Source organism: Nitrospirota bacterium, assembly GCA_040755395.1.
In the GTDB taxonomy this organism is placed as follows: Bacteria; Nitrospirota; Nitrospiria; order Nitrospirales; family Nitrospiraceae; genus DATLZU01.
Genome location: JBFMAX010000001.1, coordinates 374,718 through 389,786, shown reverse-complemented (window position 1 = coordinate 389,786; position 15,069 = coordinate 374,718). Strand labels below are relative to the sequence as shown.

Below are 15,069 nucleotides of genomic sequence, written 5' to 3'. Positions count from 1 at the left end.
CGGTGCCGAAACGAGACCAGATCCTCGTGGGGCTGGATATCGGGACGACCAAGATCTGCGCCATTGTCGCCGAAGTGACGGATGACGGCGCGCTGAACATCATCGGAGTCGGGTCCAGTCCATCGCGCGGTCTGCGCAAGGGGGTCGTAGTCAATATCGAAAGCACCGTCGAGTCGATCAAGAAGGCGGTCGAGGAGGCGGAGCTGATGGCCGCCGTTCAGATCAATTCGGTCTACACCGGCATCGCGGGCAGTCATATTTCGGGAGAGAACTGCAAAGGCGTGGTGGCGTTGAAGAAGGGGGAGGTGACGCGCGAGGACATCCAGCGGGCGGTGGAAAGCGCCCGCACGTTGGCGGTCATTCCCCACGAGCGACGCATCCTGCACGTGCTCCCCAGGGAGTTCATGGTGGACGACCAGGACGGCGTCCGCGAACCGCTGGGCATGTCCGGTAACCGGTTGGAAGTGAACGTGCATGTGATCACGGGCGCGGTCACCTCCGCGCAGAACATCATCAAGAGCGTGAACCGGGCCGGCCTGGATGTGGTGGACATCATTCTCCAGCCGTTGGCCTCCAGCGAAGCGGTGCTGAGCCCGGAAGAGCGCGAATTGGGCGTCGCGATGGTGGATCTCGGCGGCGGCACCACGGACCTCGCCATTTTCCTGGACGGCAGCATTCGACACACGGCGATCCTGCCGATCGGCGGACAGAACCTGACCAAGGATCTGGCCATCGGGCTCCTCACCTCGCAGACCGAGGCGGAGAAGATCAAGATCCAGCACGGGATCGCGAGGAATGAGTTGATCCACGGCCATCAAATGGTGGAGGTGCCCTCGGTCGGCGACCGGCCGCCGCGGACCGTGTCGCGGCGGGACATCGCCGACATTCTCGAGCCGCGCGTGGAGGAGATGTTCGATCTGGTGAAGCGCGAGATCGCCAGGGCCGGGTACGAGGGAATGTTGGGCGCGGGCGTGGTGATCACCGGGGGCACCTCGCTGCTGGAAGGCATGCCGGACGCGGCGGAGAAAGTGCTGAACCTGCCGGCGAGGCGGGGAACGCCCGGCGGGGTCGGCGGGTTACGGGACATCGTCAGCAATCCGATGCATGCGACGGGGGTGGGCCTGTTGTTGCACGCCCGGCACCACGCCGAAGAATTGGAAACCGCCGGGCTGCGGCGCGGGCGTCCCCTGGGGCGGGTCTTCGAGCGCATGCGGTCGTGGATGTTCGAGTTTTTTTAACCTCGCCTGCGAGCTTTCGAGCGGGCGCATCGCACAAAGGGAGGTGTCGCGATGTTTGCATTTCAGGAGGATATCCTTACGCCGGTCAGGATCAAGGTCATCGGCGTAGGCGGCGCCGGCTGCAACGCGGTTAATACCATGATCGGAGCCGGGTTGAGCCGGGTGGAATTCATCGCCGCCAACACGGACGTACAGGCGCTCGAACGCGCCCACGCTCCCTTTAAGATTCAGCTCGGGCCGGAACGGACCAGAGGCTTGGGCGCCGGCGCCAAGCCCGAAATCGGCAAGGAATCGGCCTTGGAAAGCCAGAACCAAATTCGGGAGGCGCTGGAAGGGGCCGACATGGTCTTCGTGACCGCGGGCATGGGAGGCGGGACCGGCACGGGCGCGGCGCCCATCGTCGCGGGCATCGCCCGAGAACTGGGGATCCTGACGGTCGCCGTGGTGACCAAGCCGTTCCAATATGAGGGACACCGGCGGATGGCCTACGCCGAAGAGGGGCTGCGCGACCTGCGCCGGCATGTCGATACGCTCCTGGTCATTCCGAACCAGCGTCTGTTGAGCATTGTGGACAAGGCCACCCCGTTGCTCGAGGCGTTCAAGGTCGCGGACGATGTCCTGCGACAGGCGATTCAGGGCATCGCCGACGTCATCACCACGACCGGTCACGTCAACGTAGATTTCGCCGATGTGCGGACGGTGATGAGCCACACGGGTCGGGCGGTCATGGGCATGGGCGTGTCGCGCGGCGCCAATCGCGCGATGGAAGCCGCCCAGAAAGCGATCTCCAGCCCGTTGCTCGAGGACGGCGGCGTCGAGGGGGCGCGCGGGGTTCTGCTCAATATCACGGGCGGGCCCAACCTGTCGCTGCACGAGGTGGATGAAGTGGCGTCGATCATCAAGGAAGCCGCCGACGCGGAAGCCAACATCATCGTCGGCCAGGTGATCAATCCGGATATGGGCGACGACCTGGTCGTGACCGTCATCGCCACCGGGTTCGAGCGGGACGAGCAGCACGCCAAACCCGCCGTCGCGGCCGCCGAGCGGGTGGCGGCGAGAAGTCCTCGCACCGCCCAACAGGTGTTGGCCGGCGTCCACGCGGGAGGGCCGGACCTGCCGCATCGGGACCTGGACCGACCGGCGTTTCTTCGGAAATTGAGCGAGCAACGGGAAGCGCAGGAACGGCTCAGCTTGATGGCCGATGACGAGTGGGACGTCCCGACGTTCCTGCGCAAGCAGGCTGACTGATTCGCCAACCGTCGTTGGTCATTGGTCAACGGGAAAAGGACGTCGCATGACGAGCGCTCAGTGAGCCCGCATTGAAAATAGCGAACAGAGAATAGCCAGCAGCGAGTCGCTCGGCGCTGCTCGCTGTTAGCTGTTCGCTACTCGCCGGGGACATTTTTCATGCTGTGCGGGTAAGCCGAAGGCTCATGGGGACCGTGCGGAGATGCGGACTTTGGTGATCACATTGCCGGCCTTTGCCACGGCGCGTGACGGTGTGCGCCACTTCTTCGGTACGCGCAGACAGCCGGAGCGGATTGAAACGGACGGCGGCTTGACAACGGTGTCGGTAAAACAGGTGCACGGGACCGACGCGTTGGTCATCGATCGGCCCTTGCGGGCCGGCGACACATTCGACGGCGGCTGGGACGCCCTGATCACCGATCAACCGGGCGTGCTGCTGACGGTCCGCACGGCCGACTGTGTGCCGGTCTTGTTGCATGACCGGAGGCGCGGCGTCGTGGCCGCCGTCCACACCGGCTGGCGCGGCGCCGTCGCGGGCATTGTCCCCAAGACACTGGAGGCGATGAAGCGACGGTTCGGGTCCGAGCCTTCTTCGGTTCAGATGGGCATCGGTCCTGCGGTCGGACCCTGCTGCTACGAAGTGGACGAGCCGGTCCTGGCTCGGTTGAGAGCGGGCTTTCGCGGATGGCGCTCCGTGGTGCGCGAGCGCGGGAGCGGCAAAGCGATGCTGAACCTGCGGGAGTTGGTGCGGCAACAGGCCCGATCGGTCGGCGTCGAGGAAGAAAGGATCCACAGCGTGAACGTCTGCACGGTCTGCCATCCCGACCTGTTCCACTCGTATCGTCGCGAGGGGACCGTGAACGGCACGATGGTCAGCGGCATCGTCCTCCTGCGCCGACGCGGCAGGTAGAACCGTGCGACGTGAAATCCTGACAAACACGCCGGGCTTCCGGTACAATGACAGCACATGCCAGCTTGTGCCGATGCAGGACCGGTCGGCGAACCGGCGGGTATCCCTGCGCGGCTGATGGTCGATTCCGTTGACGGATGCGCCTGAGTCCCATGCGATCGCCCGAAACATCCGGACCGTCCTCGAGAACATTCGCCGCGCCGCTGAGCGCGTCCGGCGTCAACCCGACCGCATCCGGCTGATCGGCGCGACCAAAACGGTCCCCGCGCCCCGCCTGCGCGAAGCGATGGCCGCAGGTCTGACCGAGTTCGGCGAGAATCGATTGCAGGAAGCGCTGGAGAAAATCGAACAGATCGGCCACGGGCTGGCGCGCTGGCACTTCATCGGCCGGTTGCAGCGGCGGAAGGCCAAGGCGGTCGTCGGGGTCTTCGAGCTCATTCATTCGCTGGACAGCGTGGAACTGGCGGCGGAGATCAACCGCCGGGCGGAACAGGCCGGGATCAGCCAGCCGGTCTTGCTGGAGATCAACATCGGCGGAGAGGCCAGCAAAGGAGGGTTCGCCCCGGGTGCTGTGGCGGAAGTCCTCCCGGAGCTGAATGCCATGCCGCACTTGCTCATCCGGGGACTGATGACGATTCCACCGCCGTCGGCCGATCCGGAAGACGCGCGCCCGTATTTTCGGAGGCTCCGGGAGCTGGCTCAGTCGCTGGCGCGTCCCGGTCTGGAGCGGATCAGCATGGACGAACTCTCGATGGGGATGTCGCACGATTACGAGGTCGCGGTCGAAGAAGGTGCGACGATGGTGCGGATCGGTACGGCGATTTTCGGAGCGCGTCATGCCTGATGTCATGGACGGGAAGCAACTCGCGTTCATCGGCGCCGGCCAGATGGCCGAGGCTCTGGTCGGAGGGTTGCTCTCTTCGCGGGCCTGCGAGCCGAACCGTGTGTGGGCGACCGACCCGGACGCCGCGCGCCTGGACGTCATGAAGCGGCGGTTCGGCGTGCGGGTCGGCTCGAGCAACCTGGCGGCGGCGCGATGGGGCGATGTGGTCGTCCTGGCCGTGAAGCCCCAGGTTCTGGCCGACGTGCTAAGCGAACTCGCTCCTGCCTTGCCCGGCCGTCTGGTCATCTCGATTGCGGCCGGCATCTCCGTCCGATGGATCGCCGGCCGGGTGCCGCAGCAGGCGAGAATCATCCGGGCGATGCCCAATGCGCCGGCGCTGGTTCGGGAAGGCATGACGGCCTTGAGCGACGGTCCTGGAGTGGGCGAAGAAGACAGCCGGATTGCGAAAGCGCTGTTTGAATCCGTCGGTCGAGTCGTGACGGTGGAGGAGCGGTTGATGGATGCGGTCACGGGCTTGAGCGGCAGCGGACCGGCCTACGCGTTCGTCGCGATCGAAGCCCTGGCGGACGGCGGCGTGAAGATGGGGCTACCGCGGGCCGTAGCGGAACTGCTGGCCGCCCAGACGCTGTTAGGCGCCGCCCGCATGCTGCTGGAGACGGATGAACATCCGGGCGCGCTCAAGAACCGGGTGGCCTCTCCCGGAGGAACGACGATCGCCGGGCTCCATCGGTTGGAGAGCGGCGGCGTGCGGGCCTGTTTGATCGCCGCCGTGGAAGCGGCCACACGGCGGTCGGAGGATCTGGGACGCTGATGTTCGTGGCGGCCAACGTGCTGGAAGGGATCGCCCATGTGGCGGATTGGGTCCTCACACTCTATATGTATGTCATTATCGCGCGAGCGCTGATTTCCTGGGTGAATCCCGATCCCTGGAACCCGATCGTGCAATTTCTGGAACGGGCCACGGAGCCCGTGCTCGCTCCGATCCGCCGGTGGCTCGGGTGGAGGATGGGCATCGATCTCTCTCCGGTGGTGGCGATCCTGATCATTGTCTTCCTTCAGTATGCGCTCGTGCGGTCGTTGTTCGAGATGGCGACGCGTATGCACATCGAATAACTCTGCGGGGGAAATCTCATGAAGATCACACCGCTCGATATCCAGCAAATGGTCTTCCGGGTCGCGTTCAGAGGCTATGACCGCCAGGAGGTCAATCGGTTTTTGGAGGACATCGCGCAGACCGTCGAAGCCCTCAATCGGGACAACGCCGTGCTGCGGGAGAAACTCGCCTTCGTCGAACAGCAACTGGCCGAGGTGAAAAAAACGGAAGCGACGCTGTCGCACGCGCTGGTGTCCGCGCAATCGCTGGCCGACGAGATGAAGCGCTCGGCGCAGCGGGACGCCGAGTTGGTGCTCAAAGAAGCCGAGGTGAAAGCCGCGGAGGTGCTTCGGCAGGCCCGGGCGGAACTGGCCGATACGCAACGTGACCTCACCGAACTGCGGAAGCAGCGGTTGTTGATGATCGAGCGGCTGCGCGCCACGATCCGCACGTTCGAACGGATGCTGGAGATCGAGGAAGGGGAGGCGTACCATCCCGACCAGGCCGCTCCGGATGAAAAGCTCGCCGGTGATTCCAGCCACTGAGGGACCGTCGCCCTCCGAGCAGGTCATTCCACAGCCGCCCTGCTTCGCGCCGCCGTGCGCGTCCTCCCGAGCCGGAACGGCGAGACAGTCTCGACCTCCGGGTCTTCCCGGCCATCGCGAAAGGGTCTCATGAGCGGAACCGATCCGGTGGGCCGCGCGCTCGAAACCGCCGTGGAGGAGGGCGTATTTCCCGGCGCAGTGCTGGCGGTGCGCCTGCGGGGGCGGCCGGCCTATCACCGGGCCGTCGGTCGGGTTTCGTCGGAGCCGCCGGGCTCGCCGGCGCAGGTACAGACGATCTATGATCTCGCGTCCTTGACCAAACCGCTCGCCACGACCACTTCCGTTCTCTGGTTGGTTCAGCACGGCCGGCTGGCGCTCGATCGTCGCCTCGATGATCTGCTTCCCGAACTCAAGGGCTCCCCGATCGGCGGCGCGACGGTCTTTCATCTGCTGACGCACAGCTCCGGGTTGCCGGCGTGGAGACCCTATTACGAGCGGGTGGCGGAACAGGATCGCCTCACCCCGGGCTTTTTGGGCAGCGAGGCCGCCGGACGGGCGGTGTTGGGTTACATCCGCGACGAAGTTTTGCTGCATACCGTCGGAGAGCGGAGTCTTTACAGCGACCTGGGATTCATGTTGCTCGGCTTCATCGTGGAACGTCTGAGCGGGCAGTCGCTGGCGACTTTTTGCCGGGAATACCTGTTCAACCCGCTCGGAGCCGAGCCGTTGGGGTTTGCGACGCTTACGGACAGAGGAATAGCGGTGGGCGGCAGGGTTGTGGCCGAGCAGAATGCGGTCGCCGCGACCGAGCGCGATGCATGGAGAGGACGGGTTCTGCGCGGGGAGGTGCACGATGAAAACGCCTACGCGCTGGGCGGCGCGGCCGGCCATGCGGGACTGTTCGGGACGGCGAAGGCGGTGTTAGCGGTGTCCGGCGCTTGGCTCGATGCCTACCATGGGCGGCCGAGCCTGTTCGAGCCGAAGCTGGTGCGCCGATTCGTGACCCGGCAGGATCGCATCCCGCAATCGAGCTGGGCGCTGGGCTGGGATACGCCTTCGGTGCCGTCGTCGTCAGGGAGCCGATTTTCCCCGCTGTCGTTCGGGCACCTAGGGTATACAGGCACCTCGCTCTGGATCGATCCGACCCGGGAGCTGGAAGTGGTGTTGCTGTCAAACCGCGTCCACCCGACCCGCCGGAACACTCACATTCAGCGCTTCCGTCCTTTCATTCACGACCTGATCTTTTATGAGCTAGTAGCGGGCAGCCAGTAGCTTCCAACTATTCGCTGCTCGCTGTTTAGGCTTCGTCCGGGTAGTCGGTCCACGTTTCCTTTTCGGCGAGGTAGCGGCGACCTTTGAAGTTGGGCCTGGTCCTCATCCGCCGGAACCCCAGCGCCCTCAACTTGTCCACGACGTCTTTCACCGCCGCCGCGATCGAGGGGTGGGTCTGTCCCTCAACGGCGAGCGCTTCGTACATGACTTTGGCGAAATAGCCGTTGGCGGTCCGATTGACCAGGATCGAGCGGCTAAAATACCGATCGCTCGGGTCGACCCCTTCGATCTGATAGCGTTCGACCAGGCCTTCTTTCTTGAACATCAGCGGCAGGGTGCTCATCGTGTTGACCTCCATGTGCGCGATCCGGCGCGCACCAACGGCAAATTATAGGTGCCTGTCCGGTCGACTGCAACCGCGTTGACAAGGTTCCGGCCCGGTCCCTAAGATGACCCCGCTTCTCGACGGATGACGAGCGCAACGCGCCGCCGGCGGCCTCAAGCGACGCCATGAACATTCCCAACAGCCTGACGATCCTGCGCATTCTCCTGATCCCCGTGTACGTCGGGTTCCTGGTCTACGAACGATACGACCACGCCCTTATGGTCCTGCTGTTGGCCGGCGTGACGGACGGGCTCGACGGGACCATCGCCAGGGTCGCCAACCAACGCACCAGGTTGGGCGCGTTCCTGGATCCGCTGGCCGACAAGCTGCTGCTGACGTCGGGGTTCGTGACGCTGGCGGTGATGCATCTGATTCCCTCGTGGATCGCCATCGTGGTCGTCAGTCGGGATCTGATTCTGATGGCCGGCACCGTGTTGGCGCAACTCACCGATTCGCGGGTCGATATTTCCCCGACGATCCTGGGAAAAGGCACGACGCTCTTTCAACTCGCCTATATCATTCTCGCGGTCTTCCTGGCCTCGAGGCAGATGGATCTCGGGCTCCTCCAACCGCTGCTGTACTTGATGGTGGCGCTGACATTGACGTCGGGCTTCCACTATCTCTACCGCGGTTATGTTCATGTCAGCGCCAGCGGGGCGTGACCGGGTCGTGCGGTCGCTTCACGCGTCCGGCGCCGCGAGCGCGCGCGATTCGGCATTTGTTTTGACAAGCCCCAGGTCGTCCAGTAGACTTCGTTTCACATCCACGTTCTTCCGAAGAGCGTTTCTGATCCACCGAAGAGCCACCGGGTCGAGATCACCAGATGAGCACCTTCGCATACGTCGGCAGAACCAGAACGGGCACGGTCCGCAAAGGCGAATTGACGGCCAAAACCCGCGACGAAGCCGTCGAGCAACTGCGCAAGCAGAACGTCATCGTCACCAGTCTGGAAGAAAAAGCGGGCAAGAAAGGCGGGCTGAATCTTTCATTCGGGTCCGCGATCACCGACAAGGATCTGGTCGTGTTTACCCGCCAATTCGGCACCATGATCAACGCCGGCCTTCCGTTGATTCAATGTCTGGATATCCTTTCGACCCAGTCGGAAAACAAGGTGCTGGCCAAGACCATCGGGGAAGTCAAGGTCGACGTGGAAGGCGGATCGACCTTCTCCGACGCGTTAAGGAAACATCCCAAGGTCTTCGACGACTTGTACGTGAACATGATTCACGCGGGCGAAGTCGGCGGCCTGTTGGACACCATCTTGACCCGTTTGGCCAAACACATCGAAAAGGCCATGAAGCTGAAGGGACAGATCAAGTCGGCCATGGTCTACCCCGCCGCCATCCTGGGCGTCGCCGGCATCGTCATCACCGTGCTGATGATCTGGGTGATTCCCATCTTCGCCAAGATGTTCGCGGAAATGTCCGGCGGGAAAATGGGTCTGCCGGGTCCGACGCAGCTCGTGATCGATATGAGCAATTTCGTCCAGTCCTACATCATCTATATGGCGATCGGCATGGTCCTGGCGATTTACGGCATCAAGAAATACTACGGAACGCCGAAAGGCAAGCTGGTCATCGACCGTTTGCTGCTGAAGACACCGGTATTCGGCGATTTGATCCGCAAAGCCTCGGTCGCCAAATTCACCAGGACGCTCGGGACGCTGATCACCAGCGGCGTACCCCTGCTGGACGGCCTCATTATCTGCGCCAAAACCTCCGGGAACAAAGTCATCGAAGAGGCGATCATGGGAGCCCGGGTGAGCATCAGCGGCGGAAAGACCATCGCCGAACCGCTTGCAAAAAGCGAGACGTTTCCCAAGATGGTGACTCACATGATCGCGGTCGGCGAATCGACTGGCGCGCTCGACGCCATGCTCGGCAAGATCGCCGACTTCTATGAGGATGAAGTCGATCAAGCCGTCGCGTCATTGACCGCGCTGCTCGAGCCGATGATGATGGTGTTTCTGGGGACGGTGATCGGCTTCATCGTGATCGCGATGTATCTGCCGATCTTCCAGATGGCGTCGGCGATCGGATAACCGTCCGTTGGCCTGGAACCGCGCGGTCGCGTGACGCCGGGGCAGAAGCCTTGTTCACCCTCCTCCGAGTCGATGGGATCGGCGGTCGCAGCCGGGTCTGACCGCAATGGCCTCCGAAGGGATCCTGCCTCAGTTCCATGAGCGGAGCAGTCTTCCGGTCCCCGGCTTCGGCCCGCGCGGAGCATCACGAGATCGACGACCCGACACCGTGATGTCGCCGACCACCGTTTCCGGACAGGCAGCCCGCTGGATGCATGGACGATCTGAGGACAAGACTCCATTGGTTGATGGCCCTGCGGGTCGTGGTGGTCACGCTCCTGCTGGGCCTTTCACTGACGTTCCAGGTCGCCAGAGGCGAGCGCGTTCCCACCTTTTACGCCCTGATCGCGTTCACGTATGCGATCACGATTCCGTATGTGATCATCCTCCGGCAACTGTCCACTCCCCGGTCGTTGACGTTCTTCGCCTGGCTGCAGATCGGAGTCGATTTCGTTCTGGAGACCGTGCTGGTCGCCAGGACCGGCGGGGTCGAAAGTCCCTTTGCCGTGCTCTACGTGATCACGGTGACGCTGGCCAGCCTCGTGCCGCGCCGGCGGGTCGGATTGGTGACGGCGGGACTCTGCGTCATCCTGTTCGGCGTCATGGCCAATCTGCAGTTGTACGGCGTGCTGGAGCCGCTCGGCTGGTTGCATCCCTCGCGTCTGTCCGCGGCGGAGACGCTCCAGAACTTCGGGGTCTATGCGCTGGCGTTCCTGGTGGTCGGGTTCCTCAGCGGCGCGCTCGTCGATCAGCTCAATCGGGCGGACTTGCGCCTGAGGGAAAAGGAGCAAGGGCTGACCAGGTTCCAGGCGTTCCACGAGAACATCGTCCAGAGCATCAGCAGCGGCGTCTTCACGACGGATGCGGCGGGATTGATCACCTCGTTCAACCGCGCCGCCCAGGAAGCGACCGGTTATAGTCTCGAACAGGTCAAGAACCGACCCTGGCAGGAAATCTTCAATTGGCATCCGAATCATCGGTCGGAGGAAGGAGCGGAGGATCTCTTCGCCTGTTCCCGGTTCGAAGTCGAGTGCAAACGCGCGGACGGCCGCCGCTTGATCCTCGGCATGACGCTGTCGCCGCTCCAGGAGCAGGGTGAACAGACCGGCCTGGTCGGCGTGTTCAAGGACCTGACCGAGATTCGAGACATGGAAGAAGAGATGCGTCGACGGGAATGGCTCGCCACGCTGGGCGAGATGTCCGCCGGCATGGCCCACGAGATCAGGAACCCCCTGGGCGCGCTGGCCGGCGCGATGCAGATGCTGCGCAAAGACGTCGCGTCCGACGAGACCAGCCGGCGGCTCATGGATATCGCCGTCCGGGAAGCGACGAGACTGGACACGATCATCACCGAATTTCTGTTGTACGCGCGGCCGCCCGCCCTCAATCTGGCGGAGTGCGACGTGAACAAAGTCCTGACGGACACGCTCGACCTCATCGCGCACGAAGCGCGGACCAAGACCGACATCACGATGTCGACGTCCTTGGCCCAGGGCCCCTTAACGATCAAGGCCGATCAGGACCAACTGAAGCAGGTCTTCTGGAATCTGGCGACAAACGCGTTTGAAGCGATGCCGTCAGGCGGAGAATTGACCATTTCCACCGGTTGTCGACGCGTCGATGCGGGCGGGCGCAGCGGTGAGGTGATCGAGATCGCGTTCCAGGATACGGGGATGGGGATTCCGAAGGGCAACCTGGACAAGATCTTCCTGCCGTTCTTCACGACGAAAAAAGAAGGTTCCGGACTCGGCCTGGCCGCCGTGCATCGGATCGTGGATCTGCACGGCGGCTGGATCAAGGTCGACAGCCGGGAAGGCAAGGGCTCTCGGTTTACGGTGTGCCTGCCGAGGTCGGCCGAGGCCGGACCAAGGCTGTGGCACGAAGGTAGGGGACCGTGGAAAAGATCCTAGTCGTCGACGATGAACAGAGCATGCGCGACGTCCTGAGCATCATGCTCAAACGGGCCGGATATACGGTGACGACGGCCTCCGACGGCGACGAGGCGATCGCCCACCTCGGGAAGGAAATCTTCGACCTCGTGATCACCGATCTCAAAATGCCCAAGGTGGGCGGGCTCGACGTGCTCAAGGCGGTCAAGGCCTCCTCGCCGGACACGGTGGTGCTGGTGATCACCGCGTTCGCGTCGGCGGAGTCGGCCGTCGAGGCCATGAAGCACGGCGCCTACGACTATCTGACCAAACCGTTCCAGGTAGACGAAGTCCAGCTCATCATCCGCAACGCGCTGGAGCGGCGTCGGCTGTCGACCGAGAACATGCTGCTCAAGCGCGAGATGGCCAGCCAGTCCTCCTTCGCGCAGATCATCGGACAAAGCGAAGCCATGCAAAAGGTCTTCGATGTCGTGCGCAAGGTGGCCGATTCCAAGAGCAACGTGCTCATCTTCGGAGAAAGCGGAACCGGGAAAGAGTTGATCGCGCGAGCCATCCATTACAATAGCGCTCGCGCGCCGATGCCCTTCGTGACGGTCAATTGCAGCGCGGTGCCGGAGACCCTGCTGGAGAGCGAGTTGTTCGGTCACATGAAGGGCTCGTTCACCGGAGCGGTCTCGAACAAGGCCGGTCTGTTCGAGGTGGCGAACGGCGGCACGGTCTTCCTGGACGAAATCGGAGACACCTCGCCGGCCACCCAGGTGAAGCTCTTGCGGGTCATTCAGGAGCGTGAATTTCGCCGGGTCGGCGGGACGCAGGACGTGAAGGTGGACGTGCGGATCATCGCCGCCACGAACAAGGATCTGGAGAAAGCGGTGGCCGAAGGCACGTTCCGCGAGGATTTGTATTATCGGTTGGACGTGATCCCCATCGTCCTGCCGCCCCTGCGGCTCAGAACGGGGGATATTCCGCTCCTGGTCCAGCACTTTCTGGACAAGTTTGCCCGCGAAAGCGGAAAGCCCGTTCCCGCCATCACCGGCGAGGCCATGCGGGCGCTCCTGGCGCACGAATGGAGAGGCAACGTCCGCGAACTGGAAAATCTGATCGAGCGGGTGGTGGCTTTTTCATCCGGCCAGTCGGTGACCGATGAGGAGATCCGCGGCTGGCTGCACCGTCCAATGACGCAGCCGCAGACGTATCCGACCGATCTGCCGGAGGACGGGCTCGATTTGGAGGCGATGATCAATTCCATTGAGAAGGAATTACTGTTGAAAGCCCTGGAACGGGCCAACTGGGTTAAGAAAAAGGCCGCCCGCCTGCTGAAGCTGAACACGCGGTCCTTCCGCTATCGGTTGGAAAAGTACGCGATCAAGGGGGGAAAGGACTAAGACGTGAAGCGTGAAGCGTGAAACGTGAAACGTGAAATGTGAAGTGCAAGAAGGATCAGAAATCCATGCTGACGAACGGTTCACGGTTCACGAGCGATGAGGGTGAATGAGGGCGACGGTGGAAGAAAAAGAGGCGCGGGTCGCCGCGCCGGCGAAGATCAACGTGATCTTGCGCGTGCTGGATCGACGGCCGGACGGTTATCACAATCTCTGGTCGGTGATGCAGACCGTCGCGCTGGAAGATGAGGTGCGGTTGCGGGTCAGGCACGACACAGCGGGGGTGGCGCTCCGATGCGACGACGCGACGCTGCCCACGGACCATCGGAATTTGGTCTATCGCGCCGCGGCGCTGGCGCTGGAGCGGGCCGGCCTGAACGTCGGACTGGAGATCGAGCTCATGAAGCGGATTCCCTACGGCGCCGGGCTCGGCGGGGGGAGCAGCGACGCCGCCGCGACGATGCTGGGGGTGAATCGTCTTCTGGGTCTGGGGTGGACGGTCGCCCACATGGCGGAGTTGGGTCAACAGTTGGGGAGCGACGTGCCGTTTTTCTTCTTCGCCCCGAGCGCTCTGGTGACCGGCCGCGGGGAAGCCGTCAAACCGCTCCGATTGGCGGGTGAACGGTGGGTTGTCTTGGTCACCCCTGGATTCCCGATCGAGACGCGCTGGGCCTATCAACGGCTCTCGGCCACACGTTCCAGCGCGCCGTCGCTCTCCGGCGCCTTGCGGGCTATGGAAGCGCGTGAAGCCGTGACCTGGGAGGATCTGTTGCCGCTGGCCGAGAACGACTTTGAGGCGGCGGTGTTCCCTGAGTACGGCGTGCTCCGCACGATCAAAACGCGGCTGCTTTCGCAAGGCGCGGAGGCGGCGCTGCTGTCCGGCAGCGGCTCGACCGTATTCGGCGTCTTTCGCGACGAGACGACGGCCCGGCAGGCGCAGGCGACGATGGGCCGGTTCGAATGGTGCCGGGCCTATGCCGTTCAGGCCTGCACCGAGGCCCTGTCTTGTCAGAGCGCGCCAACGACGGCGTCGCTTCGCGTTGGTTGACAACCGGCAGCGCTTTTCGTTAGAGTTCAATCCCCTAACCGGCTTCCTCGAGAACGCAACGAAGAGACAAGAGGGAGGCGGGGCGTTACGCCGAGACCCGCCGGGCCCGCCCAGCAGAAGAACATCTCGCGACTTCTGAACGATCCGACGGCTTCTCACAGCGTTCGAGGTACCACGATGAACAAGGCGCTCAAGCTGTTTACCGGCAATGCCAATCCTGCGCTCGCGCAAGAGATTTGCGCGTATCTGGGGATTCGGTTGGGTGAGGCGACGGTCTCCTCCTTCAGCGACGGGGAAGTGCGGGTGAAAATCGAGGAAAACGTCCGCGGAGCGGATGTCTTCGTCGTGCAATCCTGCTGCGCGCCGGTCAACGATTCGATCATGGAGTTGTTGATCATGATCGACGCCCTCAAACGCTCGTCGGCCAGCCGGATCACGGCCGTCATTCCGTATTTCGGCTATGCGCGCCAGGACCGAAAAGATCAGCCGCGCGTGCCGATCTCGGCGAAGCTCGTCGCCGATCTCATCACGACCGCGGGGGCCGATCGCGTGCTGACGATGGATCTCCATGCGGGACAGATTCAGGGCTTTTTCAACATCCCGGTGGACCACCTCTATGCCACGCCGGTGCTGTTGGAATACATCAACAAGCGCGGTGTGGCGGACCTCGTGGTCGTGTCGCCCGACGCGGGCGGCGTGGAACGGGCGCGGGCCTTCGCCAAGCGGCTCCAAGCCAACCTCGCCATCATCGACAAGCGACGGGAGGGACCGAACCAGGCGCAGATCATGAACATCATCGGCGATGTCGAGGGTAAAAGCGCGCTGCTCCTCGACGACATGATCGACACGGCGGGCACCATCGTCCAGGGCGCGCAGGCCTGCGCCGAAAAGGGGGCGCGGGAGGTCTGGGCGGCCTGCACCCATCCGGTGCTCTCGGGGCCGGCCCTGGATCGGCTGCAACAGTCCTGTTTACGGGAAATTGTGGTCACCAATACGATTCCGTTGAAAGAAAAAGAGCGGCTGTGCCCGAAGCTGCACTTGCTCTCCGTCGCGCCGCTGCTCGGCGAAGCCATCACGCGGATCCACGAAGAGGAGTCGGTCAGTTCGCTCTTTGCGTAATCGGAAGCCAATAGCG

At 63.3% G+C, this 15,069-nt stretch carries 15 protein-coding genes; 14 read left to right on the top strand and 1 reads right to left on the bottom strand.

Features of this window, described 5'->3' with window-relative positions; translation table 11 throughout:
• The first annotated feature begins 2 nt into the window (after positions 1 to 2).
• The 8 genes from ftsA (at position 3) to AB1555_02000 (ending at position 7,150) form a co-directional block, all read left to right on the top strand.
• Positions 3 to 1,238 (top strand): cell division protein FtsA, encoded by a 1,236-nt coding sequence (gene ftsA / locus AB1555_02035; protein MEW6245468.1) that lies wholly within the window; start codon positions 3 to 5, stop codon positions 1,236 to 1,238.
• A 51-nt stretch (positions 1,239 to 1,289) separates the two neighbouring features.
• Complete coding sequence (gene ftsZ / locus AB1555_02030; protein MEW6245467.1) at positions 1,290 to 2,486, top strand: cell division protein FtsZ; 1,197 nt, start codon at positions 1,290 to 1,292, stop codon at positions 2,484 to 2,486.
• 202 nt (positions 2,487 to 2,688) lie between these two features.
• Complete coding sequence (gene pgeF / locus AB1555_02025; protein MEW6245466.1) at positions 2,689 to 3,396, top strand: peptidoglycan editing factor PgeF; 708 nt, start codon at positions 2,689 to 2,691, stop codon at positions 3,394 to 3,396.
• A 130-nt stretch (positions 3,397 to 3,526) separates the two neighbouring features.
• Positions 3,527 to 4,240 (top strand): YggS family pyridoxal phosphate-dependent enzyme, encoded by a 714-nt coding sequence (locus tag AB1555_02020; protein MEW6245465.1) that lies wholly within the window; start codon positions 3,527 to 3,529, stop codon positions 4,238 to 4,240.
• Positions 4,233 to 5,051, top strand: coding sequence for a pyrroline-5-carboxylate reductase (proC, locus tag AB1555_02015; GenBank protein MEW6245464.1), 819 nt, complete (start codon positions 4,233 to 4,235; stop codon positions 5,049 to 5,051). Before AB1555_02020 ends, proC begins: the two co-directional genes overlap by 8 nt.
• A complete protein-coding gene (locus AB1555_02010) occupies positions 5,051 to 5,353 on the top strand; it encodes a YggT family protein (protein MEW6245463.1) in 303 nt (100 codons plus the stop codon). Before proC ends, AB1555_02010 begins: the two co-directional genes overlap by 1 nt.
• Positions 5,354 to 5,371: 18 nt before the next feature.
• On the top strand, positions 5,372 to 5,878 hold the full coding sequence (locus tag AB1555_02005) for a DivIVA domain-containing protein (GenBank protein MEW6245462.1): 507 nt from the start codon (positions 5,372 to 5,374) through the stop codon (positions 5,876 to 5,878).
• Between the two features lie 129 nt (positions 5,879 to 6,007).
• Positions 6,008 to 7,150, top strand: coding sequence for a serine hydrolase domain-containing protein (locus tag AB1555_02000; protein MEW6245461.1), 1,143 nt, complete (start codon positions 6,008 to 6,010; stop codon positions 7,148 to 7,150).
• Between the two features lie 25 nt (positions 7,151 to 7,175).
• On the opposite strand, the gene AB1555_01995 is transcribed toward AB1555_02000, so the two are convergent.
• Positions 7,176 to 7,493, bottom strand: a complete 318-nt coding sequence (locus AB1555_01995; GenBank protein ID MEW6245460.1) for a hypothetical protein — start codon at positions 7,491 to 7,493, stop codon at positions 7,176 to 7,178.
• Positions 7,494 to 7,660: 167 nt separating this feature from the next.
• On the opposite strand from AB1555_01995, the gene AB1555_01990 reads away from it, so the two are divergent.
• The 6 genes from AB1555_01990 (at position 7,661) to AB1555_01965 (ending at position 15,053) form a co-directional block, all read left to right on the top strand.
• Positions 7,661 to 8,197, top strand: coding sequence for a CDP-alcohol phosphatidyltransferase family protein (locus tag AB1555_01990; GenBank protein MEW6245459.1), 537 nt, complete (start codon positions 7,661 to 7,663; stop codon positions 8,195 to 8,197).
• Positions 8,198 to 8,358: 161 nt separating this feature from the next.
• Positions 8,359 to 9,576: a type II secretion system F family protein gene (locus AB1555_01985; protein ID MEW6245458.1), complete on the top strand. Its 1,218-nt coding sequence runs from the start codon at positions 8,359 to 8,361 to the stop codon at positions 9,574 to 9,576.
• 254 nt (positions 9,577 to 9,830) lie between these two features.
• Positions 9,831 to 11,525 carry an ATP-binding protein gene (locus AB1555_01980; GenBank protein ID MEW6245457.1) on the top strand — a complete coding sequence of 565 codons (1,695 nt, stop codon included), beginning with the start codon at positions 9,831 to 9,833 and terminating at the stop codon, positions 11,523 to 11,525.
• Positions 11,510 to 12,889: a sigma-54 dependent transcriptional regulator gene (locus AB1555_01975; protein ID MEW6245456.1), complete on the top strand. Its 1,380-nt coding sequence runs from the start codon at positions 11,510 to 11,512 to the stop codon at positions 12,887 to 12,889. The genes AB1555_01980 and AB1555_01975 overlap by 16 nt, the downstream gene beginning before the upstream one ends.
• A 106-nt stretch (positions 12,890 to 12,995) precedes the next feature.
• Positions 12,996 to 13,934, top strand: coding sequence for a 4-(cytidine 5'-diphospho)-2-C-methyl-D-erythritol kinase (gene ispE / locus AB1555_01970; protein MEW6245455.1), 939 nt, complete (start codon positions 12,996 to 12,998; stop codon positions 13,932 to 13,934).
• 177 nt (positions 13,935 to 14,111) lie between these two features.
• Positions 14,112 to 15,053, top strand: coding sequence for a ribose-phosphate pyrophosphokinase (locus AB1555_01965; protein ID MEW6245454.1), 942 nt, complete (start codon positions 14,112 to 14,114; stop codon positions 15,051 to 15,053).
• The last annotated feature ends 16 nt before the right edge of the window (positions 15,054 to 15,069 follow it).